This is a genomic window from Streptomyces luteireticuli (assembly GCF_041519305.1).
Taxonomy (GTDB): Bacteria; Actinomycetota; Actinomycetes; order Streptomycetales; family Streptomycetaceae; genus Streptomyces; species Streptomyces luteireticuli.
Genome location: NZ_CP167927.1, coordinates 2,784,892 through 2,809,038, shown reverse-complemented (window position 1 = coordinate 2,809,038; position 24,147 = coordinate 2,784,892). Strand labels below are relative to the sequence as shown.

Genomic DNA, 24,147 nt, shown 5'->3' with positions numbered 1-24,147 from the left:
GGTCGGTGTCGTTTCGGTTGTCGGTACCGGCCGACGGTACTTGGTCGCGGTCGGAAAGTCGTAACGCGTTCCGTGGACGAGCGGGGACAATGACCCGGTGCGTTACGGCATCCTCGGCACCACCCAGGCCCACTCCGACGACGGCACCCCCGCCACCCCCGGCGGGGCGCGGCTGCGCGCCCTGCTGGCCGCGCTCGCCCTGAGCCCCGGGCGCGGGCACACCGCGGGGGCGCTGATCGACGCCGTCTGGGACGGCGAACCGCCCGCGGACGCGGCGGGCGCCCTCCAGGCGCTCGTCGGCCGGCTCCGGCGGGCGCTCGGCGCGGCGGCCGTCGAGTCCGTGCCCGGCGGCTACCGGCTGCGCGCCGAGCCGGACGACGTCGACCTGAACCGCTTCGAGCGGCTCGCCGGGGAGGGCGAGCGGGCCCTCGCCGACGGCGACCCCGCGAAGGCGGCGGCCCTGCTGGACGACGCCCTGGCCCTGTGGCGCGGCCCGGCCCTCGCCGACCTCCCCGGCCACGAGGCCTATGCGACGCGCCTGTCGGCCCGCCGCCTCGCTGCGCGCCGCGCCCGCCTGTCCGCGGCGGTCGCCCTGGGCGACGCCCCCGCCGTCCTCCCGGACCTGGACGGCCTCTGCGCCGAGCACCCCCTGGACGAGCCCCTCCAGGCCCTCCGCCTGCGCGCGCTGCGCGCGGCGGGCCGCCCGGCGGAGGCGCTGGCGGCGTACGAGGAGATCCGCCGGGACCTGGCGGAGCGGCTGGGGGCGAATCCGGGGCCGGAGTTGCGGGAGTTGCACGGGGAGCTGCTGGCGGCGCCCAGATCAGCTCGGCCGGCGTCCGAGGACGAACGCGGCGCAGCCGCGTTGCGGGCCCGGGGCGGAGCCCCGGAAGAAACGGTGAAAGGGCGGGACCGGGGCACACCCACCCGCCCCCGCGGCAACCTCCGCGCCCGCGCCACCTCCTTCGTCGGCCGCGACGAGGACCTCCGCCGCATCGGCGAGGACCTGGCCCACCACCGCCTCGTGACCCTCCTCGGCCCCGGCGGCGCCGGCAAGACCCGCCTCTCGCAGGAGGCCGCCGAGGCCGCGGCCCGTACCCGCGAGGACTGGCCGGACGGCGTCTGGCTCGCCGAGCTCGCCCCCGTCGACGACGGGGACGACCCGGGCATCGTCGCCGAGACGGTCCTCACCGCCCTCGGCGCCCGCGAGACCGTCGTCCGCGGCAGCGCCGCCGCGGAGGGCCTGCGGGCCGCGGCCGACGGCGCGGCCGCCGACCCCCTGGCCCGGCTCGCCGAACTGTGCGCGCCCCGCCGCATGCTGCTCGTCCTCGACAACTGCGAGCACCTCATCGACGCCGCCGCCCGCGTCGCCGAGGCGCTCCTCGCCCACTGCCCGGGCGTGACCGTGCTCGCCACCAGCCGCGAACCCCTCGCCGTGCCGGGCGAGTCGCTGCGGCCCGTGGAGCCGCTGCCGACCCCGGTCGCGCTGCGGCTGCTCGCCGACCGCGGCGCGGCCGCGCGGCCCGGCTTCCGGACCGAGGACGACCCGGAGGCCTGCGCCGAGATCTGCCGCCGCCTCGACGGCCTGCCGCTGGCAATCGAACTCGCCGCCGCCCGGCTGCGGATGCTCACCCCCCGCGGTCTCGCGGACCGCCTCGACGACCGCTTCCGCCTGCTCACCTCGGGCAGCCGCACGGTCCTGCCCCGCCAGCAGACCCTGCGGGCGGTCGTGGACTGGTCCTGGGACCTGCTCGACGCGCCCGAACATGCCGTCCTGCGGCGGCTGTCCGTCTTCGCCGGCGGCTGCGACCTCGCCGCCGCCGAGGCGGTGTGCGCCGACGGGACGGAGGTCCACGGGCCGGACGTGCCCGCCCTCGTCGGTTCGCTCGTCGACAAGTCCCTGGTCGTCGCCGCGCCCGCCGACGACGGCGAGATGCGCTACCGGCTGCTGGAGACCGTCGGCGAGTACGCCGGGGAGCGGCTGGACGAGGCGGGGGAGCGGACCGCCGTCGAGCGCCGGCACCTCGTCCACTACCGTGAACTCGCCCGCACCGCCGAGCCGTTGCTGCGCGGCCCCGGCCAGCGGAGGCTGCTGGACGTCCTGGAGCGCGAGCACGACAACCTGCGCACGGCCCTGCGCCGGGCGGTGGCCGCGCGGGACGAGCAGGAGACGCTGTGCATGGTGCTCTCCCTCGGCTGGTTCTGGCAGCTGCGCGACCATCGCGCGGACGCGGCGACCTGGACCGACGTCGCCGTCGGCATGGGCCCCGACCCGTTCGCCGAACCCGTCCGGCCGGCGCCGCCGTTGACCGAGCGGTGCATCGACGCCCCGCCGCCGATGGGTCCGGAGCTGCTGATCGAGGCCCGGCGGCAGGCGCGCCTGGTGTGGCTGGTGAACCACGACACCGACATGCGCCTCCTCAACTCCCCCGAAATGCAGCGCACCTTGCGCAACGTCGTCGTCGCCTACCGCCCGGGCCGCCCGCAGAACCTCCGCTACCCGGGGGTCATGTGGTTCTACGCCCGGCTGCTCACCTTCGACTTCGACGGCCTGTGGGAGTCCATCGACGACCTGGTCGAGCGCTGCCGCGAGGCCGGCCACGAGTGGGAGCTCGCCTTCCACCTCCAGCAGCGGGCCAAGCTGCTGAACGACCGGCCGGGCCGCGCCGACCAGGGGCTGTCGGACGCGCACGAGTCCCTGGAGATCTTCCGGCGGCTCGGGGACAACTGGGGCGTGGCCGAGGCGCTGTCCGGCCGGGCCGAGAGCCACGAGCGGCGCGGCGCCCTCGCCGAGGCCGAGCGCGACTACCGGGAGGCCATCGACAACGCCCGCGACCTGGGCGCCAACGCACAGGTGCCGATGCTGCGGGCCCGCCTCGCCGATGTGCTCACGGAGGCGGGACGGGCGGACGACGCCGAGGGTGAGCGGATGCTGCGCGAGGCGCTGGAGGAGGCCGAGGGCGCGAGCGCCGACACCACGTTCTTCATCCGGATCTCGCTGGGCGTACGGCTCGCCCGCCGCGGGCGGACCGCCGAGGCGCGGGAGGTCCTGGACGGTCTGATGGAGGAGTTCAAGAACCGCTCCATCAAGCTCTTCCTGTCCCTGATGGACGGGCTGTACGGCTGGATCGAGATCCTCGACGGGAACCCCGCCGCCGCCCTCCCCCTCGTCCGCCGCTCGCTCGGTGTGAAGGACGACCCGTTCGCCCTGCTCGTCGCCTCCCACCTGCCCGTGATGCATCTGCTGTACGGCGCCTACGCGCACTCCGAACTGCCCGGCGAGGAGCACGCGTCGACGGGCGCCCGGCTGCTCGGAGCGGCCGTCGCGCTGCGGCCCGCCGGGCTGTACGAGGGGACCACCGAGCGGGACACCCGCGGGCGCACGGAGGCGAACCTCCGCGCGGCGCTCGGCGACGAGGCATACGAGCGCACATACGCCGAAGGCGGCCGCCTCACGCTGGAGGAGGCCGCCGCCCTCGTGTGAGCGCCCACGGGGCTTCCCGTCACGTCTTGTTGCGGAAGCGGGCGACGGCCAGCGGTGCCGTGACGACCGTGATGCCCACGGCCCAGGCCAGGGTCAGCCACGCGGAGTGGGCCACCGGACCGCCCTGGATCAGGCCGCGGGAGGCGTCCGCGAGGTTGGCCAGCGGGTTGTAATTGGCGAACGACTCCAGCCAGCCGGGCATCGACCGGGTCGGCGCGAAGATGGAGCTGCCGAACTGCAGCGGCATGATCACGAGCATGGCCACTCCCTGGACGGCCTGCGCGGTCTTCATGGTGAGCCCCAGCAGGATGAAGATCCACATCAGCGAGGCGCCGAAGACGATGCTGAGCCCGATGGCGGCGAACAGATGCAGGACGGAGGTCTTGATCTCCAGTCCCAGGGCGAAGCCCATGCCGAGCTGGATGGCCACCGCGACCATCAGCCGGAACAGCTCGCTGACGATCTTCGCTATGAGGACGGACGACCGGGCGATCGGCATGGTCCGGAAGCGGTCCATGACGCCCTTGCGGAAGTCCTCGTTGATGCCGGTGCCGACGGCCATGGCGATGTTGAGGCCCGTCATGGCGAGCAGGCCGGGCACCAGGTAGTTGACGTACTCCTCCTGGTGGCCCTTGCCGAACATCGCGCCGCCGAAGACGTACACGAACATCAGGGTGAAGATGATCGGCATGAGCACGGCGTCGAACATCGACTCCGGGTCCTGCCTGATCGCCAGCAGGTTGCGGCGGGTCAGTGCGCCGATGTGGCGCAGATGGGAGCGGAGGGGGATCCGGGTGTCCCCGGCGGGCGCCTTCACCGGCGCGGTGATCGTCGCCGCGCTCATGCGGAGACCTCCTGGAGTTCGAGGGAGTCGCTGGAGCTGTTGACGGAGGCCTTCTGACCGGTGATGGCCAGGAACACCTCGTCGAGACTGGGCAGATGGGTGTTGATGCCGGCGAGGGCGATGCCGCGCTCGCCCATCAGGCCGATGACGGAGGTCAGTTGCTGGTCGCTGACGATCGGGACGTTGACCACGCCCTCGGCCGTGTCGGCGGTGGCGCCGGCGACCCCGTCGAGCCCGGCCTGGGCCACGGCCCCGACGATGCGCGGCAGTTCGGCGCGGTCGGCCGGGCGTATCTGGAGCGTGCGGCCGCCGACCTTCGCCTTCAGCTCGTCGATCCGGCCGCCCGCGATCACCCGTCCGCGGTCGATGACCGTCAGCTCGCTCGCGAGCTGCTCGGCCTCCTCCATGTACTGCGTGGTGAGCAGGACGGTCGCGCCCTCGCGCACCATGCCCTGCACCTCGGTCCAGACCTCGTTGCGCGTGCGCGGGTCGAGGCCGGTGGTCGGCTCGTCCAGGTAGAGCACGGCGGGCCGGCCGATCATGGACGCGGCCAGGTCGAGGCGGCGGCGCATGCCGCCCGAGTACTGCCCGGCGGGGCGCTTGGCGGCCTCGGTGAGCGAGAAGCGCTCCAGGAGGTCGTCGGCGCGGCGGCGGGCGTCCTTGCGGGAGAGGTCGAGGAGGCGGCCGATCATGTACAGGTTCTCGAAGCCGGAGAGCTTCTCGTCGACCGAGGCGTACTGGCCGGTGAGGCCTATGGTGCGGCGCAGCTGGCGGGGCTGGGCGAGGACGTCGTAGCCGGCGACGCGGGCCGTGCCGGCGTCCGGGCGGATCAGCGTGGAGAGGATTCTGACCAGGGTGGTCTTGCCCGCGCCGTTCGGGCCCAGGACGCCGAGGACGGTGCCCTCGCGGACGTCCAGGTCGACGCCGTCCAGGGCCTTGGTCTCGCCGTAGTGCTTGACCAGGCCGCGGACCTGGACGGCGGTTCCGCCGCCGTCGGGGGTGTCGGTTCGCTTCATGCCGGTCAGCGTGGCAGGGGGCACTGACATCGCTCCGATGTCGGGCCGACGGCGTACCGACAGGGGGCCGACGGGGTGGGGGTGTGGGGGTTTTGCCCCGGTCCCTCCCCCAGAGGGGGCACCCCCATTTCACCGTTTCTTCCGGGGCTCCGCCCCGGACCCCGTTTGTCGCGGCTTCGCCGCTCGTCCTCAAGCGCCGGACGGGCTGGTTTTTCGCGCCCGGGCGCACAATTCAGCCTGTCCGGCGCTTGAGGACTGGGGGGGCGCCCCCACCGGCTAGTGGAACGCGTGCTCCGGCGCCGGATAAACCCCGCCGACAACCTCCTCCGCGAACTCCCGTGCCGCGTCGCCCAAGACATCCCGCATCCGCGCGTACTGCTTCACGAAGCGCGGCATCCGCCCACTCGTCATGCCCGCCATGTCCGTCCACACCAGCACCTGCGCGTCGCACTCCGCGCCCGCGCCGATGCCGACGGTCGGGATGTGCAGGCTGCGGGTGACCTCGGCCGCGAGCTCGGCGGGGACGAGTTCGAGGACGACGGAGAAGGCGCCGGCGTCCTGCGCGGCCTTCGCGTCGCGCAGGAGCTGCGCGGCCGCCTCCTCGCCGCGGCCCTGGACGGGGTAGCCGCCGTAGGCGTTGACGGACTGGGGGGTCAGGCCCACGTGGGCCATGACCGGGATGCCGGCCTGCACCAGCATCTCGATCTGGTGGGCGGACCGCTCACCGCCCTCCAGCTTGACGGCCTGGACACCCGCCTCCTTGACCAGCCGCGTCGCGCTGCGCAGCGCCTGCACCGGGCCCTCCTGGTACGAGCCGAAGGGCAGGTCGCCGACGACCAGGGCGCGCTTGGTGCCCCGGACGACGGCCGAGGCGAGGACGGCGATCTCGTCCAGGGTGACGGGAACGGTGGACTCGTAGCCGAGGTGGCAGTTGCCCATGGAGTCGCCGACCAGCAGGACGGGGATGCCGGCCTCGTCGAAGACGGAGGCGGTCATCGCGTCGTAGGCGGTCAGCATGGGCCACTTCTCGCCGCGCGCCTTCGCGGCGGCGATGTCGCGGACGGTGATGCGCCGGGAGCTCGTCCCGCCGTACAGCGCCTTGCTGCTGTCGGGGGTCTTCACGGCATGCGTCATGGCAATGACTCCTGTGATGTTGTCGTCTCGAGGCGCCCTGACGGCGTCCCCGGATCGTCTCCATGCTGACACGGCGATCTCCCGGGAGGAAGTCACGGGGGGTGATGCCCTGGGGTGGGATCGGTATCGCTTCGTAAAGAGTTTTCAATACGGAACGGGGCCGTATCGAAAGCGGCTTACCGTATGGGTATGACAATCCCTGCCGGTGCGATACCGGCGCGCCAGGTCCCCGAGGCGGTGCACCGGAAGCGGTGGGTCATCCTCACCGTGCTGCTGTTCAGCCTGCTCGTCGTCGTCCTCGACAACTCGATCCTCAACGTGGCGATGAAGACCATCGCCTCACCCGCCCCGACCGGCCTGGGCGCCACCCAGAGCCAGCTGGAGTGGGCGATCAACTCCTACACCCTGGTCTTCGCCGGCATCCTCTTCACCGCCGGCCTCCTCGGCGACCGGCTCGGGCGCAAGAAGGTCCTGCTGTTCGGCATGACCGTGTTCGGCATCGGCTCGGTGCTCTCGGCCCTGGCGGGCTCCCCCGGCGAACTGATCGCCTTCCGCGCGGTGATGGGCTTCGGCGGCGCGTTCGTGATGCCCGCGACCCTGGCGATCATCATGAACGTCTTCGAGCGCGACGAGCAGCCCAAGGCCGTCGGCATCTGGGCGGGCGCGGTCGGCCTGGCCATCGCCATCGGCCCGATCACCGGCGGCATCCTGATCGACCACTTCTGGTGGGGCTCGGTCTTCCTCGTCAACGTCCCGATCGTCATCTGCGGCCTGATAGCCATGGTGGCGCTCGTCCCCGACTCCAAGGACCCCCGGCCCGGCCGGCTCGACCCGGTCGGCGTGCTGCTGTCGGTCGTCGGCCTGGTGCTGCTGGTGTACGGCATCATCAAGGGCGGCCAGCTCGCCGACTTCTCCGACCCTGAGGTCTACGGCACGGTCGGCGGCGGCCTGGCCGTCATCGCCGCGTTCGTCCTCCACGAGCGGCGCACCGAGCACCCGGCCCTGGACGTGCGCTACTTCCGCAAGCCGCAGTTCTCGGCGGCTGTCTCCTCCATCTCGCTGGTCTTCTTCGCGCTGCTGGGCGTCAGCTTCTTCAGCGTCTTCTACACCCAGAGCGTGCGCGGCTACTCCCCGCTGCAGAGCGGTCTGCTGATGCTCCCGCTCGCCGCCGCGCAGATGTTCTTCGCCCCGCGCGCCCGCCTCGTCGTGGCCCGGTTCGGCGCCCGCGCGGTGTGCTGCACCGGCATGCTGCTGGTGGCCCTGTCCATGGCCGGGTTCCTGCTGCTGGACGCGGACACCCCGATCTGGGTGCTGGAGGTGATCTTCTTCGTCCAGGGCACCGCGATGGCACACGTCATGCCGCCCGCCACGGTCTCGATCATGCAGACCCTGCCCCGTGAGAAGGCGGGCTCCGGCTCGGCGGTGAACAACACCTTCCGCCAGGTCGGCGGGGCGCTCGGCGTCGCCGTCCTCGGCTCGCTGCTCTCCACGACCTACCGCGACGGCATCGCCGCCCGGCTCGACGCCGTCCCCGGCCTGCCCGACTCCGCCCGGCACGCGGCCGGCGAGTCCATCGAGGGCACCCTCGCCGTGGCCGAGAAGCTCGGCCCGGCCGGGAAGGCCCTCGTCGGACCCGCCAACGACGCCTTCCTGCACGCCATGCACGTCACCGCCCTGGGCGCCACGGCCGTCGCCGCGCTCGGCGCGCTCGTCGTCGGGATCTTCCTGCCCGGCAAGGGCGCCGCGGCCGGCGGGACCGGCGCGGGACGGGCGGCCCAGCGGCAGCAGGAGGGGGCCGACGCATGAGCACCACGAGCCCCCCGGCCTCCCCGGTCCCGTCGCGCGGCCGCCCGCGCAGCGCCGCCGCCGGCACCGCCGTGATCGAGAGCGTCCTGCGGCTGCTGGAGGAGGGCGTCACCGTCAGCGAGCTGTCGATGGAGCGCATCGCGCGTGAGGCCGGCGTCGGCAAGGCCACCGTCTACCGGCGCTGGGCCGGCAAGGAGGCGCTCATGCTGGACGTGCTGCGCTCCCTGGACGAGCGCAGCCCCGAGCTCCCCGGCACCTCGGTCCGCGACGACCTCGTCGCGCTGCTGGAGTTCCTGCGCCGGCGCGGCCTGGCCAAGCGCTCCTCCGCCGTGATGCGCACGGTCGTCGCCGAGGTGCAGGCCCGGCCCAGGGTCTGGAAGGAGTACCACGAGACCGTCGTCTCCGCCCGGCGCGAGGCGTTCCTCGCGGTGCTGCGACGGGGAGTGTCCACCGGGGAGATCCGCGGCGACGCCGACCCGGAGCTGCTCATCGATCTGTTCGTCGGCCCGATGCTGGCCCGGGTCGTGCTCCACGAGTGGAAGGAACTGCCCGAGGGGCTGGCCGAGCGGATCGTCGACACCGTCCTGCAGGGTGCTCGTCCGCAAGGTGTCCGGCCTTCGCAAGGTGTTCGTCCGGTGCCCTGATTGTGCCCGTTGTGTCACAGCAGGCCGCCCCGGCCCGGACCGAGGAACCCGTCCGGGCCGGGGCGCCGTCCTCCTTCCCGAACGGAAGCCCCCGCCCGTGATGATCACGGCTCGCGCTTGATCACCTATGGTCGGGTCGGGGGACCGCAGCGAGACCGAGTGACTGAGTGAGGACGACGGATGCCGCAGGCGCACGTGCAGGAGACGGGCCACGGAGGAGCGGGTCCGGAGCGGACCGGCTCCGGGGTCCGGCGCCTCGCGGACCGGTGGCGGGGCCCCGGGATCTGGCGGCGCGGACTGCTGATCGCGATCCTCGCGGCCGTGCTGGGCCTGCTGATGCTGCTGCACGGCCAGATCCCCAACCGGGTCGGCAACCTCGGCAGCCTCGCGGAAACCTTCCTCCCCTGGTTCGGGCTCCTCGTTCCCGTCCTGCTCGCCCTCGCCCTCTGGCGCCGCTCGGCGACCGCGCTGATCGCCGTGCTGCTGCCGGCGGTCGCCTGGCTCAACCTCTTCGGCGGGCTGCTGACCGACAAGTCGGGCTCGGGCGGCAACTTCACCGTCATCAGCCACAACGTCAACGCCGAGAACCCCGACCCCGCCGCCACCGCCCGCTCCGTCGCCGCGGCCGGGGCGGACGTGGTGGCCCTGGAGGAGCTCAAGCCGGAGGCCGTGCCGGTGTACGAGCGGGGGATGGCCGCCTCGTACCCCTACCACTCCGTGCAGGGCACGGTCGGCATCTGGAGCAAGTACCCGATCACGGACGCGCATCCTGTCGACATCAAGATGGGCTGGACGCGCGCCCTGCGCGCCACGGTCGGCACGCCGCAGGGCCCGGTGGGCGTGTACGTCGCCCATCTGCCGTCGGTGCGCGTCAAGTTCAACGCCGGCTTCACGGCCGGACAGCGGGACAACAGCGCGGCCGCGCTGGGACGGGCCATCGCCGCGGAGCAGTTGAAGAAGGTCGTCCTGCTCGGCGACCTCAACGGGACGATGAACGACCGGTCGTTGGCGCCCGTCACCTCGCAGCTGCGCTCGGCACAGGGAGCGGCGGGGGACGGCTTCGGCTTCAGCTGGCCGGCGAGCTTCCCGATGGCGCGGATCGACCAGATCATGGTGCGGGGGATGGACCCCGTGGCGGCGTGGACCCTGCCGGACACCGGCAGCGACCACCTGCCGGTGGCGGCGCGGGTCAAGCTCTGACCCCGGGCGCGCCGGGTCGGCGCACACTGGGGGCATGTGCCGCAGTATCAAGACGTTGAGGCCGCCGGTCACCGAGACGGTAGCCGAGGACGATATCCGGGCGGCCGCGCTCCAGTACGTCCGCAAGGTGTCGGGGTTCCGCGTGCCCGCCGCGCACAACCGGGCCGTCTTCGACGAGGCGGTCGGGGCGGTGGCGGAGGCGACGGCCAGGCTGCTGGACGGGTTGGTGGTGCGGGGCGGGTAGCCTGCACCGATGGACGCCGACTACCCCTTCGCCGACGGCCGCAACCTCGTGTGGACGCTGAGCGGCTACGGTGCCGACGACATGCTGTGCGACGTCGTTCCCGTTCCCCGGGAGCAGGTGGTGCGGGTCCGGCACCTCCTCGCGGACGGTGACGCATGGCTGCGCGACGGCGAGTACCCCGTCACCGGCGAGGCGCGGGAACAGCTGGCCCGGGCCCTCGGTGCCGGGCTCCGGGACGGCGTGGACTATTTCCTCGGCGCGCGCCAGGACCTGCCCGGCGGGGCGCTGTGGATGCCGCCTCCCGGCACCGTCCCCGAAGGGCCGGTCCCGCCGCCCTGACGGCTCAGGCCTGCTCCCGCCACCGGTTCGTGATCGGCAGGCGGCGGTCCTTGCCGAAGCCCTTCGCCGAGATCTTCGTCCCCGGCGGGTACTGGCGGCGCTTGTACTCGGCCGTGTCCACCAGGCGCAGCACCCGGGCCACCAGCTCCGGGTCGAAGCCCTCCGCCACGATCTCCGCGCGGCCGCGGTCGCGGTCCACGTAGAGCTCCAGGATCCGGTCGAGGACGTCGTAGTCCGGGAGGGAGTCCGTGTCCACCTGGCCCGGGCGCAGCTCGGCGCTCGGCGGCTTGGTGATGGAGTTCTCGGGGATGGGCGCCGTCCCGCCCTGCTCCTGCGCGGCGCGGTTGCGCCACTTCGCGAGGCGGAAGATGGCCGTCTTGTAGACGTCCTTGATCGGGCCGTACGCGCCGACCGAGTCGCCGTAGAGGGTCGAATAGCCGCACGCCAGCTCGGACTTGTTGCCCGGGGCGAGGACGATGTGGCCCTCCTGGTTGGAGAGTGCCATCAGCATCGTGCCGCGCAGCCGCGACTGGAGGTTCTCCTCCGCCAGGCCGGTCAGTCCGAGCGCGTTCATATAGGCGTCGAACATCGGGGCGATGGGCCGGATGCGGAAGTTCAGCCCGGTGCGGCGGGCGAGTTCCTCGGCGTCGGCGATCGAGTGCTCGGAGGAGTAACGGGACGGCATGGCCACGCCGTACACGTTCTCCGCGCCCACCGCGTCGCAGGCGATCGCGGCGACGAGCGCCGAGTCGATGCCCCCGGACAGCCCGATCAGGACGCTGCGGAAGCCGTTCTTGGCGACGTAGGCGCGCAGCCCCGTCACCAGCGCCCGGTAGACCTCCGCGTCGTCGTCGAGGTGGTCGGCGACGGTGCCCGGGAGGGCGGGCTCCCGGGCCGGGGCCGTGACCGGGTCGGCGGAGAGCATGACGTGGTCGATGCGCAGGCCGTCGTCCACGGTGCCGGAGGGCGCCTCGGCGGGGGCCGCCGGCAGCTCCAGGTCGAGGACGAGGCAGCGCTCCTCGAACTGCGGGGCCCGGGCGATCACCCGGCCGTCGCGGTCGACGACGATCGAGTCGCCGTCGAAGACGAGCTCGTCCTGGCCGCCGGTCATGGCCACGTACGCGGTGGCGCAGCCGGCCTCCTGGGCGCGCTTGCGCACCAGCTCCAGACGGGTGTCGTCCTTCTCCCGCTCGTACGGCGAGGCGTTGACCGACACCAGCAGCCCCGCGCCGGCGGAACGGGCGGCGGGGACCCGGCCGCCCTCCTGCCACAGGTCCTCGCAGATGGCGAGGGCCACGTCCACGCCGCGCACCCGGATCACGGGCATCGTGTCGCCCGGCACGAAGTACCGGAACTCGTCGAAGACGCCGTAGTTCGGGAGGTGGTGCTTGGCGAACGTCAGCGCCACCGTGCCGCGGTGCAGGACGGCGGCGGCGTTCAGCGGCGCCCCTGCCGGGCGCCCGAGCCGGGGCTCGGCCTGCTCGGACCGGTCCAAGTACCCGACGACGACGGGCAGTTCGCCGAGCCCCTCCTCCTGGAGGCGCGCCGCGAGCGCATGCAGGGCGGCCCTGCTGGCCTCGACGAAGGAACGGCGCAGGGCCAGGTCCTCGACGGGGTAGCCGGTGAGCACCATCTCGGGGAAGACGGCGAGGTGGGCGCCCTGCTCGGCGGAGCGGTGGGTCCAGCGGAGGATCGCGTCGGCGTTCCCGGTGATGTCGCCGACGGTGGAGTCGATCTGGTTGAGGGCGAGACGTAGGTGGGCCACGGGGTCAGTTTAATCGTCTCCTTGACGCGATGGGGGTGCGTCGGGGGGAGCTTGCCCCGGTCCCTCCCCCAGAGGGGGCACCCCCATTTCACCGTTTCTTCCGGGGCGGAGCCCCGGGCCCGGTACCGCGGCTTCGCCGGGGTGGAGCGGGGGCTGCGCCCCCTGCGCCCCTGCTTCCGGGGCTCCGCCCCTGGCCCCCGTTGTCGCGGCTCCGCCGCTCGTCCTCAAGCGCCGGACGGGCTATTTCAGCCTGTCCGGCGCTTGAGGACAGCGCCCGGAGGGCGCTTCAGGGGTCCAGGGGGCGGAGCCCCCGGTGGGGTGCCGCAGGGGCGCAGCCCCTACGGGAAACGGTGAAAGGGCGGGCCAGGGGCAAATCCCCCCGGCAGCAGCCCTACCCCCGGTACCCGACCAACGTCATCATCCCGCTCTCCGCGTGATACACGTTGTGACAGTGGAGCATCCACACCCCCGGATTGTCCGCATCGAAGTCGACCTCCACCCGCCTCCCCGGCAGCACGATCGTCGTGTCCTTCCGCGGCCCCCCGCCCGGCAGGGCGAACGTGTGGCCGTGCAGGTGCATCGGATGCCACATCCCCGTCCGGTTGACGAACGCGAGGCGGACCCGTTCGCCCGCCCTCACCGGATACCGGTCGGACGACGCGTACCGGCGCCCGTTGATCGCCCAGTCGTACTTCGTCATCGAGCCGGTCAGCTCGAACGTGAGCGTCCGGTCCGGGCGTCGCGACGGCAGCGCCACCGCCCCGTCCGCCCGCAGGCGGTCCGCGGTGAGCGGGGCGGCCTCCAGTTCCTTCGGGCGGACGTCCGCGTCCGGCGCGGAGCCGCCGCCGGTGCGCAGCAGTGCCAGTGCCGTCCGCTTCTTGCCCTCTGCGAGCGCGGTGAGCGGGAAGACGCCGTCCCCGGCGGTGACCAGCACGTCGTACCGCTCGCCCATGCCCAGCAGCAGCGAGTCCGTCTCCATGTGGCGCACGGGGAAGCCGTCGGTGTGCGTGACGGTCATGCGGTGACCGCCCAGCGCCACGCGGAACGCCGTGTCGCCGCCCGCGTTGACGAACCGGATGCGGATCCGGTCGCCGGGCTTGGCCGTGAAGGTCTCCGGCGCGTCGGGGGTGCGGCCGTTGACCAGGTAGTACGGGTAGGCGACGTCGCCCGCGTCCCCGCCGAGGACGGGGCTGGTGGCGCCCATCAGCATCCGCGAAGGGCCGTCGGAGGACGGGGAGGACGCGGACGTCATCGACATGTGGTGCATGCCGCCCATGTCGTGGGACATCCCCTTGGCCAGCTCCGCCATCACCGCGTCCGGCGTGCTGCCCTCCACCCCGTCCACCCAGTCGTCCAGGACGACGACCCACTCCTTGTCGTACTTCAGCGGCTCCTTCGGGTCCTCGACGATCAGCGGCGCGTACAGGCCGCGGTCCTGCTGCACGCCCGAGTGCGGGTGGAACCAGTACGTGCCGGGGTGGGTGACCGCGAAGCGGTAGTCGAAGGCCGCGCCCGGGGCTATCGGCCGCTGGGTGACGCCCGGGACGCCGTCCATGTCGTTGCGGAGCGCGAGGCCGTGCCAGTGCAGGGACGTCGCCTGCGGCAGGTGGTTGGCGAGGCGGAGCGCGAGGGTGTCGCCCGCGGTGACGCGGACCTCCTTGCCGGGCAGGGCGTCGCCGTACGACCAGGTGGTGACCTTGCGGCCGCCGAGGTCCAGCTCGGTGCGGGCGGCGGTCAGCCTCACCTCGCGGACGGGGCCGGTGGCGCGCCGCCGGGTCTCGGCCGCGGCGACCTCCTTGCCGTCCGGCTCGATGTACGAGGCCGTGGGCGAGGAGGAAGAAGGAGAGGGGGACGAGTCCGAGCAGGCGGTGAGCAGGCCGCCGGCGGCCGTGGCGAGGCCGGCGCCGAGCACGGCGCGGCGCGTGGTTGTGCGCATGGGTGGGTGCACCTCTGTGGTGTCGGTGGAGTACGGGTACGAGCGCGGGGGCGCTCCTACACGCGCAGCACCGACAACCGGGCGAGGGCCTTGTGCCGCGGCGGCGGGGGAATGGGCCACAGCGCGTGCGCGAACCGGGCGCGCACGGCGGCGGCGACGGCGGCCCCGGCCGGGCGCCGCAGGAACCGCAGGGCCAGCAGCAGGACGACCGTCCAGCCCGCGCCGAGCACGGCGAGGCAGACGGACATGGGGTCCAGGCCGGGGCGGTGGTGGGGCGGGGGAGCGGCCCGGTCGCCGTCGGGCGTTCCGGGGTGTGCCTGCGCCTGCACCGAGCGAGCCGAGTGAGCCGAGTGAGCCGGGTGACCCGGTGACGTCGGCGCGTCATGGCCCGTCGGGTGCCCCAGTGTGTGCATCGTCACGATGCCCAGCAGCAGCGCCGCGAACAGCAGCAGACGGCCGCACCACGTGCCGTCCGCCTTCCCCCGTCCGCGCATCACGAGCCTCCCGTAGCCCTCCCGTCCCTCCGTCGCACCTTACCCCCTCGGGGTATCCGCATCACCCGGGCCCCGGTCGGCGGATGTGCGCACCGGGGGGCCGTTGCCCGATGATGGGGCGTACCGATCGACTGCTTGGCCCCGAAGGACGCTCTCCCCCCTCATGACCCTCACGGAACAGACCGGGGACGAACGTCCCACCGCCACGCGCCCCTCGGAAGCCGCCCCGGCCACTCCGGCCGCCCAACAGGCCGTACCCCGGCAGCAGTTCATCTCCTGGGCGGCGCTCGCCCTGATGACCACCGCCTCCGTGGCGAACCTGCGGCCCGCCCCGTCCATGGCCCTCTACGGCCTGGCCGCGGTCTTCCTCTACCTCCTCCCCGCGGTCGTCTTCCTCCTGCCGACCGCCCTGGTCTCCGCCGAACTCGCCTCCGGCCGGCCCGGCGGGATCTACCGGTGGGTCAGCGAGGGGCTGTCCAAGCCGCTCGGCTTCCTCGCCGTGTGGTGCCAGTTCGCGATGACCATCGCGTACTACCCGAGCCTGCTGGCGTACGTGGCGAGCACGTTCGCGTATGTCATCGACCCCCGGCTCGCGGACAACGGGCTCTACGTCGCCCTGGTGATCGTCGTCGTCTACTGGGCGGGCGTGCTGATCTCCGCGCGCGGCACCAAGGCGGTGGCCGGGCTCGCCGGGCTGGGCCTGGTGATCGGCACGCTGATCCCCGGCGCCGTGCTCGTCGTCCTCGGCCTGGTCTTCCTTGCCCAGGGCAACCCCTCCGCCGCGCCCATGGACGCGGGCCACGTCCTGCCGCCGTGGACCGGCCCGGCCAGCCTCGTGCTGATCGTCGGCAACTTCCTGTCCTACGCGGGCATGGAGATGAACGGCGTCCACGTCTCGTCGCTGCGCGAGCCCGGACGGCAGTTCCCGCGCTCGGTCTTCCTGGCCACCGGGCTCGTCCTGCTGATCTTCATCCTGCCCGCGCTGGCCATCAGCTGGGTCATGCCGGGCGAGGACCTGAGCCTCACGGCCGGGGTGATGCAGGCCTTCCAGGGCTTCTTCGACCACTTCCACGTGGGCTGGCTGACCAAGGTCGTCGGCGTCATGCTCGTCACCGCCGCGCTCGGCGGCATGCTCGCCTGGCTGGCCGGTCCGTCCCGCGGGCTGCTGATGGTCGCCCGGCAGGAGGGCTATCTGCCGCCCGTCCTGCAGAAGCTCAACAAGAACGGCGTACCGCGGAACATCATGGTCGCGCAGGGCGTCCTCACCACGCTGATCGCGCTGGCCTACGCCTTCCTGCCGGACGTCTCCAGCGCGTACTGGATCTTCTCCGTCGTCACCACGCAGATCTATCTGGTGGTCTACCTGCTGATGTTCGCCGCCGCGGTGCGGCTGCGGAAGCTGCGGCCGGAGGTGGAGGGCGGCTTCCGGGTCCCGGCGCTGCGCGCCGTCGTGGGCGTCGGCTTCACGGCCTCGCTGGCGGCGATGTGCATCGGCTTCGTGCCGCCGGAGCAGTTCGGCGGGCAGCCGCTGTGGCGCTATCTGCTGATCGTCGGCGGCGGGCTGTTCACGCTCGGCTTCCTCGCGCCGCTGGCCTTCCTGAAGTTCCGCAAGCCGCACTGGGCCGCTCCGGACTGTGCGGATCAGGAACGGCACTCCGGCTGAACCGTCCGTCCGGGTACGGTCGGTCGCATGACTGCCGTACAACGTCCGCCGGGGCTCCGTCTGCCGGGACAGCGACCGCCGGGCCGGATGCTCCGCGTCGGTGGCGTGCCGTTGCACGTGCTGTGCGAGGGCTCCGGGCCGGTGTGCGTCCTGAGCCCCGGACTCGGGATGGGCTGGTTCGACTGGGAGCCCGTCGTGCCGCTGCTCGCGCCGTACCGCACGGTCGTCCGCTTCGACCGGCCCGGGCTCGGCTTCAGCGCGCCCGCCGCCGAGCCGCCCACCGCCGCCGCGGAGGCGGCGCGGATCGCGGGCGTCCTCGACGCGCTCGGCCTCGGCGGGCCCGCGACGGTCGTCGGCCACTCGCTGGCCGGGTTCCACGCGGAGGCGTTCGCCCGGCTGCACCCCGAGCGCACCGCCGGGCTCGTCCTCGTCGACGCCAGCGTCGAGGAGAACGCCCGCCCCGCGCCCGCGCCCGCCCTGCGCACCGCCGTCGCCCGGGCCCGCGGCCGGGCCTACGCGGCCGCCGGCCTGCCGCGCGCGCTCGGCCCCACGCTGCGGCGGCTGACCGTCCGCGCGTCCTCGGTCCGGGGCGCGGACCCCGTCCCCGACGACCTCGTGCGCCGCACCTACGGCACGGGCCGCGTCGCCCGGGCCCTGCTGATGGAGAACGCGCGCTACTGGGACGTGGCCGCGGAGGTCGAGTCCCTCCGCTCGTCCCGCCCCCTGCCGCCCGTCCCCGTCACGGTGCTCGCGGCGGCGACCGGCAGCGGCTCCTGGCTGGAGCGGCGGCGGCTCCAACGCCAGCGTGCTCTGGCGGAGTTGCTCGATGCGCGCTTTGAGGCGGTGGCGCCGGCGGGGCATTTGGTGATGTATGACCGGCCGGGGGTGGTGGCGGAGGTGGTGTTGGCGGGGTCGCCTTCGCGGGTGGTGCAGGCGTAGGGGTTTGCTCCCCGCCCCGCCCTAATCCGTTTTCGCGGGGGCTGCCGCCCCTGCGGGACCCTGCGTGCGCGCTGCCGCGCGCGGGGCAGGGGGCCCGCGCTTCGCGCGGTGGGCGGGGCTTCGCCCCTGCGCCCCACCGGGGGCTGCGCCCCCTGGCCCCCTTGAAGCGCTCTGCGGGCGCTGTCCTCAAGCGCCGGACGGGCTGGGTGTGTGCCCCTGTCCCGCCCTTTCACCGTTTCTTCCGGGGAGACCCCGGGCCCCGTCCGCCCTTCGGGCGGAGTCCTCAAGCGCCGGACGGGCTGAAGTGTGCGCCCAGGCTGAAGTGCCCGCCCGGGTTGAAGTGCGCACCCCGGCTGAAGTGCCCGCCCGGGTTGAAGTGCGCGCCTGGGCTGAAGCGTGCGTCCGGGCTGAAGCGCGCGTCCGGGCTTTGGATTCCGGCCCGGGCGCGAAATCCAGCCCGTCCGGCGTTTGAGGACGAGCGGCGGAGCCGCGACAAACGGGGTCCGGGGCGGAGCCCCGAAAAGGTGCCCCTATGGTTTTCGTCAAGCGGCGATGGCGGTAGGGGGCGCGTAGAAGGTGCCGTCGCGGAGCATGGCGAAGAGCACGTCGATGCGCCGCCGGGCGAGGCAGACGAGGGCGGCGACGTGGTGCTTTCCCTGCCGTCGCTTCTTGTCGTAGTAGGTGCGTGATTCGGGCTGGGACAGCGATGCGAACGCAGCGAGGTAGAAGGCTCGTTTGAGCTGTTTGTTGCCTCGTCGGGAGGGATGCTCGCCGCGTATGGAGGAGCCGGAGCTCCTGGTCACGGGTGCCAGTCCGGCGTAGGCGGCCAGGTGGCCGGCCGTGGGGAAAGCGCTGGCGTCGCCGACGTCGATGAGGATGCGGGCTCCGGTCCTGACCCCGATGCCGGGCATGGAGGTCAGGACCGGGGAAAGAGGGTGGGCCTCCAGCAGTTCCTCGATGCGGGCGGCGAGGAGTTTGCGCTGGTCGAGCACGGAGGTGAGTGAGCCGGCGAGGCTGGGGACGATCAGCGAGGCTGCGTCGGTGCCGGGCACGACGACGCTCTGCTCGTCGAGGGCGTCGAAGACGTCCTCGACCAGGCGCTCGGCCAGCCGCGGGGCCTTGGGTCTGAGCAGGGTCACCAGTCGGCGTCGCCCGGCTTTCCTCAACTGGGCCGGGGATCCGTGACGTTCGAGGAGTGTCAGGACGGCGGGATGATCCAGCCTGGGACCGAGGACCCGCTCCAACGACGGGTGGATCTGGGTGAGCAGGCCACGCAGACGGTTCTTGATCCGCGTGGACTCGGTAGCCAGGTCGTCGTCGAAGCCGACGATCATCTCCAGCTCGGCAATGGTCTCGTCGGACGGCGCCAGGTTTCGCAGCGTGTGCGGCATCGTCCGCGCGGCATCGGCGATGATCGCCGCGTCCCGGGCATCGGTCTTGGCCTCACCGGCGTACAGATCGGCGATCCGTCGCATCGTCAGGCCGGGCAAGTAGGCGACGCTGCAGCCCATGTCACGGGCCACCGCCAGCGGCAGAGCTCCGATCGAAGCCGGCTGGTCGACCACCACCAGCACAGTGCCGTGCTTGGCCTGGAGCTTGGCGAACACCTCACGCAGTTTCGGCTCGGTGTTGGGCAGCCGCTTGTCGAAGACCCGCTTGCCCACCGGAGTCAGGGCGGTGGCATGGTGCTCGCCCTTGCCCACGTCCAGGCCCAGGTAGACGTCGATGTCACCCGTGTCGATCACGTGCACTCTCCACAGCGGTCGCGCCCTCCCCGGCCTCACCTGCGGCATCAGCGTGCCGGCATCCACGTTACGAAGAGACTGCCTCACCCGGAACAGGATCGGCGCTCGTGCCCCTAATCAGCGGTCTGCCAATGCCTCCGGTACCCGGTGACACCACCTTTTCGATCATGATCGACAGGGGCTGCAAGTCATGCCGGGACCAGAGGCCGGGAACCCCGTTGCGGGGCCACGAAAAAGGTAACGGGGCCAGGGGCGGAGCCCCGGGAGCAGGGGTGCAGGGGGCGCAGCCCCCGCCGGGGAGCAGGGGCGGAGCCCCGCTCACCGCGGCGAAGCCGCGGTGCGGGCCCCGGGGCTTGCCCCGGAAGAAACGGTGAAAGGGCGGGACCGGGGCAAAATCCCCCGCAACCTACCCCCAGGCCAGCCCCTCGACCGCCTCCACCACCCGCCCCGCCCCATCCTCCCCCGCCATCAGACGAGCCGCAGCCCGCGCCGCATCCGCGTACGACGGTCCGGTCACGGGCCCGGTCACGACGCACTTGATCGCGTCCCCCCAGCCGCTCCGCGGTCAGGGCGGCGAAGGGGACGGGGCGCGGCGCGGCGCCCAGCGCGGTCAGCCGGGCGGCCCAGAAGGGCTGGTCGGCCATGACCGGGACCGGGACCGAGGGCACGCCCGCGCGCAGCGTCGCCGCCGCCGTACCGGCGCCCGCGTGGTGCACCACCGCGGCCAGCCGCGGGAAGAGCACCGCGTGCGGGAGGTCGCCAACGGTCAGGACATCGGCGCCGGAGGCGGCCAGGCCCGCGCGACCGCTCTGCAGGATGCCGCGCACGCCCGCGCGCCGCAGCGCCGCCACCGCGAGCTCGCTCAGCCGCTCCGCGTCGTCCGCGGGCATGCTGCCGAAGCCGACGAGGACGGGCGGCGGCCCGGCGGCGAGGAAGTCCTCGACGTCGGACGGCAGCGGGAAGTCGTCGTCGTGGTACGGCCACCAGTTGCCGGTGACGGTCAGGCCCTCGCGCCAGTCGGCCGGGCGCGGGACGAGGACCTCGCTGAACCCGTACAGGATCGGCCGGTTCGCCGCCTCCTGCCGGCGGCGGACCGCCCCGGGCGGGACCTGCGGCAGTCCGAGGTCCGCCCGCAAGTCCCGTACGGCATCGGCGAAGAGCCGGTCGGTGATGCGCAACGACAGCCGTCCCACGGCCCGGTTGCCGAAGCGGCCCAGTGAGCGGGTGCCGCCGACGACGGGCGGGAAGGCGCCGGTGGGCTCGGTGGGCACGAGGTAGGCGCCGATGGCCGGGACGCCGGTGGCCTCGGCGAGCTGCCAGCCCAGCGGGGCCGTGGTGGTGGAGAGGAGCATCAGCTCGGTGCCGTCCGCCGCCGCGCCCTTCATGCCGGTGGCCAGCCGCCGCATGAACGCGGCCGCGGTGGCCATCAGTTCGCGCTTGGTGCCGGCGGGTCCGGCGCCGCGCGGATCGGCCGGCAGGGGACGGAACTCCAGGCCGGCCTCCCGGACGAGCGGGGCGAAGACCTCTCCCGTGGCGAGGGCGACCTCGTGGCCGGCGGCGGCCAGCCGGGCGCCGAGGCCGGTGTAGGGGGCGACGTCGCCGCGCGAACCGGCGGCGGCGATCAGTATCTTCATCGGCCTTCTTCCCCTGTCCGCTCCGCGTTCGCGCGGACCGCCGTCCGCAGCCACTCCGCCAGGCCCGGCCGCTGCTCCGACGGCGGGACCAGCAGGGCGAACGCCCTCGGATCGGCGGCGAAGTCGTCGGCGATGCGCAGGTGCATGGCGGGCGGGCACGGGGTGAACCAGCGGGCGAGGTGGGCGCGGTGCTCCTCGGCCAGGTCCATGGCGCGTTCGCCGTCGGCGGGTTGCCGCGCCTCGAAGGCGGCCAGCACCCGGGCGCGCCACTCCGCCGCCTCCGCCATGATCCGCCGCCAGTCCTCCTTGCCGTGCGCGGCGGCGCTGGCGAGGGCCTGCCGGTGGCCCTCGCTGTCGTGCCACTTGACCGCCGCCTCGGTGGCGTAGCTGAGGTCGAAGGTGATCTCGCCGAACACGTCGAAGCGTTCGTGCGGGGTGAGGGCGACGCCGGTCTCCTGCACCTCCATGGCGCGTTCGGCGACCTCGACCAGCCGCTGCAGCTTGGCGATCTGCTCGCCGAGCCGCTTGTGCCGGGCGCGCAGCTGGTCGACCGCGGTGGCCTGCGGGTCCTCCAGGATCACCTGGATCTCCTCCAGGGAGAACTCCAGCTCCCGGTAGAAGAGGATCTGCTGGAGCCGGGCGAGGTCGGCCTCGCTGTAGAGGCGGTAGCCGGCGGGGCTGCGCTCGCTGGGGGTGAGGAGGCCGGTGCGGTCGTAGTGGTGGAGGGTGCGCACGGTGATGCCGGCGAAGCCGGAGACCTGTCCGACGGTGTACGTCACGGCGGTGTACGTCATGGGGGCGCTGCCTTTCGTCGGGTCCACCCTGGAGCCTGACGTCGGGGGAGGGTCAACCGGGGCCCGGGGGCTTTTCCCTGGTCAGGGCCCGCCTCCCTCCGTAGAGTGTGATCATCGATCGCCAAGCCGATTGGCCCGAAAGAGACTTGACATACTCGCCGACGAAGGAGTTGCCCGTATGACCGAGACCGGCCCCCGCGCGATACTCGACCGCTACAACCAGGCGATCCTCGCCAAGTCCGCCGACGACCTGGCCGAGCTGTACGCGCCCGACGGCGTGCACGAGTACCCGTTCTTCTTCCCCGGGATGCCCGAGCGCTTCGAGGGCCGCGAGGCGGTCCGCGAGGGCTGCCGGGCGATCTGGGGCCCCAGCCCGGCCCGGCCGGACCGGGTGGAGGAGGTCTCCGTCCACGTGGCCGCCGATGGCACCGGCGACCATGTGCTGACCGTCGAGCACGTCGTCCACGGGACCCTCGCCCCCACCGGCCAGGAGTTCTCCTTCCCCGGCCTCATGGTGATCCGGGTGCGCGACGGCCTGATCACCCAGGTACGGGACTACATGGACGGGATGCGCGTGGCCCACACCATGGGCCTGCTGCCCGCACTGGCCGCCGGGTTGGCGGCGGAGGCATCGGGAGCATCGGACGCCTCCTGACGCAGCAGGAGCACCGGGACCCGGCGCCCCGCCCGGGCGCGGAAGGCCGCGAACTCCGGCTCCACCGCGATCTGCCGGCGCCACAGCTCCTCGTACTCCTCCCCGTCGGCGACCTCCTCGGCCCGCACCCGGTACGTCCCGCCGCCCACCTCGGCGGTGAGCCGGTCCGGGTGCGCGCGGAGGTTGTGGTACCAGGCGGGCGCGGCGGGGTCGCCGCCGTTGAGGGCGAAGACGGCCAGGCCGCGGTCGCCGTGGCGGAGGTACACCAGGGGCGTGGTGCGGGGTGCGCCGCTGCGGGCGCCCACGGTGGTGAGCAGGAGCAGGTCCGTCCCCGCGAACTCCCCGCCCACCACGCCCCGGTTGGCGCGGAACTCCTCGATGACGCGGAGGTTGAACGCATTGCTCACGCCGCCGCCCCGGGCGTCGTGAGCCCGGACAGGGCCGTGAACTGTGCGTCCGTGAGCCGGACTTCCAGGGCCGCCGCGTTCTCCGCGAGGTGCCCGGCCGAGGCTGTGCCCGGGATGGGGATCACAGTGGGGGAGCGGTGGAGCAGCCAGGCCAGCGCCACCTGGGACGGGGCCGCGCCGGTCTCCTCCGCCACGGCGGCGAGCGGTCCGGCGTGGGCGTCGTCCAGTGACACCGGGAAGTACGGCAGGAACGCGATGCCGTGCGCGGCCGTGTGGTCCACGACCGCCTCGCTCGCGCGGTTGCTCAGGTTGTAGAGGTTCTGCACGCTGCTGATCGGGGCGATGCGGGACGCCTCCTCGATCTGCTCGACCGTGACCTCGGAAAGTCCGATGTGACGGACCTTGCCCTCCTCCTGGAGCTGCTTGAGGGCGCCGACCTGGTCGGCCAGCGGGTACGCGGGGTCCACGCGGTGCAGCTGGAGCAGGTCCAGGCGCTCCACGCGCAGCCGGCGCAGGCTGAGTTCGGCCTGCTGGCGCAGGTAGGCCGGGTGTCCGTGGGTGATCCACTCGGTGGGGGAGGGGCGGACCACGCCCGCCTTGGTGGCGACGGTGACCGTCCCCTCGTACGGGTGGAGCGCCTCGGCGAGCAACTCCTCGCCGCCGCCGAGCGCATAGGCGTCCGCCGTGTCGAAGAGGTCGACGCCGAGTTCGACCGCGCGGCGCAGCAGGGCGGTCAGTTCGCTCCGGTCGCGGGCGGTGCGCCAGATGGTGCCGGTGAGGCCGCGCCGGTCCTCCGGGGCGCCGGTGAGCCGCATCGAGCCGTAGCCGATGCGGCGGACCGTCAGGTCGCCGCCGAGGGCGAAAGTAGTCTTGCTTTCAAGAAGTGCGTTGTCGTCGTCCATGGCGGCCACGCTAGGAGCTCACACGGGTGTGAGCTTCAAGCGGTTGTGAGGGGGATCACGTTGAGGATCGGGGAGCTGGCCGGGCGCACGGGCGTGAGCGTCCGGCTGCTGCGCTACTACGAGGAGCAGGGGCTGCTCGCCTCGGAGCGGACCCCCGGCGGTCACCGCTCCTACGCGGCAGACGCCCCGCTGGTCGTCGGCCGCATCCGCGGGCTGCTGGACGCGGGGCTGCCGACGCGGGTGATCCGCGAGGTGCTGCCGTGCGTCGAGGGCGACGGCCTGTTCGTCCATCCCTGCGTGGGCGACCGGCTCAGGGACCAGCTGCGGGGGATGGACGAGAAGATCGCCGGGCTCCAGGAGAGCCGTACGGGGCTGGCCGCGATCCTCGCGGAGACGGAGGGCGCGGAGCGGCTCGTCGGGGCGTCCGCCGGGGCGTCCGCGGGCTAGCCCGGGCCCTGCGGCCGCCGGAGGCGTGTTCCACAATGGAGGCTGCGGGGCCAGGATG

General features: G+C 73.2%; 20 protein-coding genes and 1 pseudogene. 10 read left to right on the top strand and 11 right to left on the bottom strand.

Annotated elements, in window-relative coordinates:
- Nucleotides 1-97: 97 nt before the first annotated feature.
- Nucleotides 98-3,481 (top strand): BTAD domain-containing putative transcriptional regulator, encoded by a 3,384-nt coding sequence (locus AB8735_RS11925; RefSeq protein ID WP_372407086.1) that lies wholly within the window; start codon nt 98-100, stop codon nt 3,479-3,481.
- A gap of 19 nt (nt 3,482-3,500) precedes the next feature.
- On the opposite strand, the gene AB8735_RS11920 is transcribed toward AB8735_RS11925, so the two are convergent.
- The 3 genes from AB8735_RS11920 to panB all read right to left on the bottom strand — a co-directional run bounded on the left by AB8735_RS11920 (nt 3,501) and on the right by panB (nt 6,475).
- Nucleotides 3,501-4,325 (bottom strand): ABC transporter permease, encoded by an 825-nt coding sequence (locus tag AB8735_RS11920; protein WP_372407083.1) that lies wholly within the window; start codon nt 4,323-4,325, stop codon nt 3,501-3,503.
- Nucleotides 4,322-5,341, bottom strand: coding sequence for an ATP-binding cassette domain-containing protein (locus AB8735_RS11915; RefSeq protein WP_372407081.1), 1,020 nt, complete (start codon nt 5,339-5,341; stop codon nt 4,322-4,324). Before AB8735_RS11915 ends, AB8735_RS11920 begins: the two co-directional genes overlap by 4 nt.
- Nucleotides 5,342-5,617: 276 nt before the next feature.
- A complete protein-coding gene (panB, locus tag AB8735_RS11910) occupies nt 5,618-6,475 on the bottom strand; it encodes a 3-methyl-2-oxobutanoate hydroxymethyltransferase (protein ID WP_372407079.1) in 858 nt (285 codons plus the stop codon).
- A gap of 189 nt (nt 6,476-6,664) precedes the next feature.
- Here panB and AB8735_RS11905 point away from each other — a divergent pair, with 189 nt between their 5' ends.
- The 5 genes from AB8735_RS11905 to AB8735_RS11885 all read left to right on the top strand — a co-directional run bounded on the left by AB8735_RS11905 (nt 6,665) and on the right by AB8735_RS11885 (nt 10,708).
- The gene (locus AB8735_RS11905) at nt 6,665-8,281 is read left to right on the top strand and encodes an MFS transporter (protein ID WP_372407078.1); all 1,617 of its coding nucleotides are present in this window, start codon (nt 6,665-6,667) and stop codon (nt 8,279-8,281) included.
- Nucleotides 8,278-8,925, top strand: a complete 648-nt coding sequence (locus AB8735_RS11900) for a TetR/AcrR family transcriptional regulator C-terminal ligand-binding domain-containing protein (protein WP_344032150.1) — start codon at nt 8,278-8,280, stop codon at nt 8,923-8,925. Before AB8735_RS11905 ends, AB8735_RS11900 begins: the two co-directional genes overlap by 4 nt.
- A gap of 180 nt (nt 8,926-9,105) precedes the next feature.
- Nucleotides 9,106-10,125 (top strand): endonuclease/exonuclease/phosphatase family protein, encoded by a 1,020-nt coding sequence (locus AB8735_RS11895; protein WP_344032152.1) that lies wholly within the window; start codon nt 9,106-9,108, stop codon nt 10,123-10,125.
- Nucleotides 10,126-10,159: 34 nt separating this feature from the next.
- Nucleotides 10,160-10,369 carry a DUF2277 domain-containing protein gene (locus AB8735_RS11890; RefSeq protein ID WP_372407075.1) on the top strand — a complete coding sequence of 70 codons (210 nt, stop codon included), beginning with the start codon at nt 10,160-10,162 and terminating at the stop codon, nt 10,367-10,369.
- A 9-nt stretch (nt 10,370-10,378) separates the two neighbouring features.
- Entirely contained in the window at nt 10,379-10,708 is a 330-nt protein-coding gene (locus AB8735_RS11885) for a hypothetical protein (protein WP_372407074.1), read from the top strand.
- A gap of 4 nt (nt 10,709-10,712) precedes the next feature.
- On the opposite strand, the gene AB8735_RS11880 is transcribed toward AB8735_RS11885, so the two are convergent.
- The 3 genes from AB8735_RS11880 to AB8735_RS11870 form a co-directional block, all read right to left on the bottom strand.
- Nucleotides 10,713-12,473: an NAD+ synthase gene (locus AB8735_RS11880; RefSeq protein ID WP_372407073.1), complete on the bottom strand. Its 1,761-nt coding sequence runs from the start codon at nt 12,471-12,473 to the stop codon at nt 10,713-10,715.
- A gap of 391 nt (nt 12,474-12,864) precedes the next feature.
- Nucleotides 12,865-14,409, bottom strand: coding sequence for a multicopper oxidase family protein (locus AB8735_RS11875; RefSeq protein WP_372407071.1), 1,545 nt, complete (start codon nt 14,407-14,409; stop codon nt 12,865-12,867).
- 56 nt (nt 14,410-14,465) lie between these two features.
- Complete coding sequence (locus AB8735_RS11870) at nt 14,466-14,903, bottom strand: DUF6153 family protein (RefSeq protein ID WP_372407069.1); 438 nt, start codon at nt 14,901-14,903, stop codon at nt 14,466-14,468.
- 163 nt (nt 14,904-15,066) lie between these two features.
- On the opposite strand from AB8735_RS11870, the gene AB8735_RS11865 reads away from it, so the two are divergent.
- Nucleotides 15,067-16,566 (top strand): APC family permease, encoded by a 1,500-nt coding sequence (locus AB8735_RS11865; RefSeq protein WP_344031617.1) that lies wholly within the window; start codon nt 15,067-15,069, stop codon nt 16,564-16,566.
- An 87-nt stretch (nt 16,567-16,653) separates the two neighbouring features.
- Nucleotides 16,654-17,505 carry an alpha/beta hydrolase gene (locus AB8735_RS11860; protein ID WP_344031627.1) on the top strand — a complete coding sequence of 284 codons (852 nt, stop codon included), beginning with the start codon at nt 16,654-16,656 and terminating at the stop codon, nt 17,503-17,505.
- A gap of 542 nt (nt 17,506-18,047) precedes the next feature.
- Here AB8735_RS11860 and AB8735_RS11855 read toward each other — a convergent pair.
- The 3 genes and pseudogenes from AB8735_RS11855 to AB8735_RS11845 form a co-directional block, all read right to left on the bottom strand.
- Complete coding sequence (locus tag AB8735_RS11855) at nt 18,048-19,298, bottom strand: IS110 family transposase (RefSeq protein ID WP_372411747.1); 1,251 nt, start codon at nt 19,296-19,298, stop codon at nt 18,048-18,050.
- Between the two features lie 358 nt (nt 19,299-19,656).
- A pseudogene (locus AB8735_RS11850) lies at nt 19,657-20,884 on the bottom strand (glycosyltransferase).
- Nucleotides 20,881-21,663 carry a MerR family transcriptional regulator gene (locus AB8735_RS11845; protein ID WP_372411827.1) on the bottom strand — a complete coding sequence of 261 codons (783 nt, stop codon included), beginning with the start codon at nt 21,661-21,663 and terminating at the stop codon, nt 20,881-20,883. The pseudogene AB8735_RS11850 and the gene AB8735_RS11845 overlap by 4 nt, the downstream one beginning before the upstream one ends.
- A gap of 193 nt (nt 21,664-21,856) precedes the next feature.
- Here AB8735_RS11845 and AB8735_RS11840 point away from each other — a divergent pair, with 193 nt between their 5' ends.
- Complete coding sequence (locus AB8735_RS11840) at nt 21,857-22,333, top strand: nuclear transport factor 2 family protein (protein WP_372407068.1); 477 nt, start codon at nt 21,857-21,859, stop codon at nt 22,331-22,333.
- Here the strand turns inward: AB8735_RS11840 and AB8735_RS11835 are convergent.
- Both AB8735_RS11835 and AB8735_RS11830 read right to left on the bottom strand, forming a co-directional pair.
- The gene (locus AB8735_RS11835; protein ID WP_372407067.1) at nt 22,234-22,740 is read right to left on the bottom strand and encodes a nitroreductase/quinone reductase family protein; all 507 of its coding nucleotides are present in this window, start codon (nt 22,738-22,740) and stop codon (nt 22,234-22,236) included. The two genes, AB8735_RS11840 and AB8735_RS11835, sit on opposite strands and share 100 nt — an antisense overlap.
- The gene (locus AB8735_RS11830) at nt 22,737-23,642 is read right to left on the bottom strand and encodes an aldo/keto reductase (protein WP_372407066.1); all 906 of its coding nucleotides are present in this window, start codon (nt 23,640-23,642) and stop codon (nt 22,737-22,739) included. The genes AB8735_RS11835 and AB8735_RS11830 overlap by 4 nt, the downstream gene beginning before the upstream one ends.
- A gap of 60 nt (nt 23,643-23,702) precedes the next feature.
- Here AB8735_RS11830 and AB8735_RS11825 point away from each other — a divergent pair, with 60 nt between their 5' ends.
- Entirely contained in the window at nt 23,703-24,089 is a 387-nt protein-coding gene (locus AB8735_RS11825; RefSeq protein WP_372407064.1) for a MerR family transcriptional regulator, read from the top strand.
- Nucleotides 24,090-24,147 lie beyond the last annotated feature (58 nt).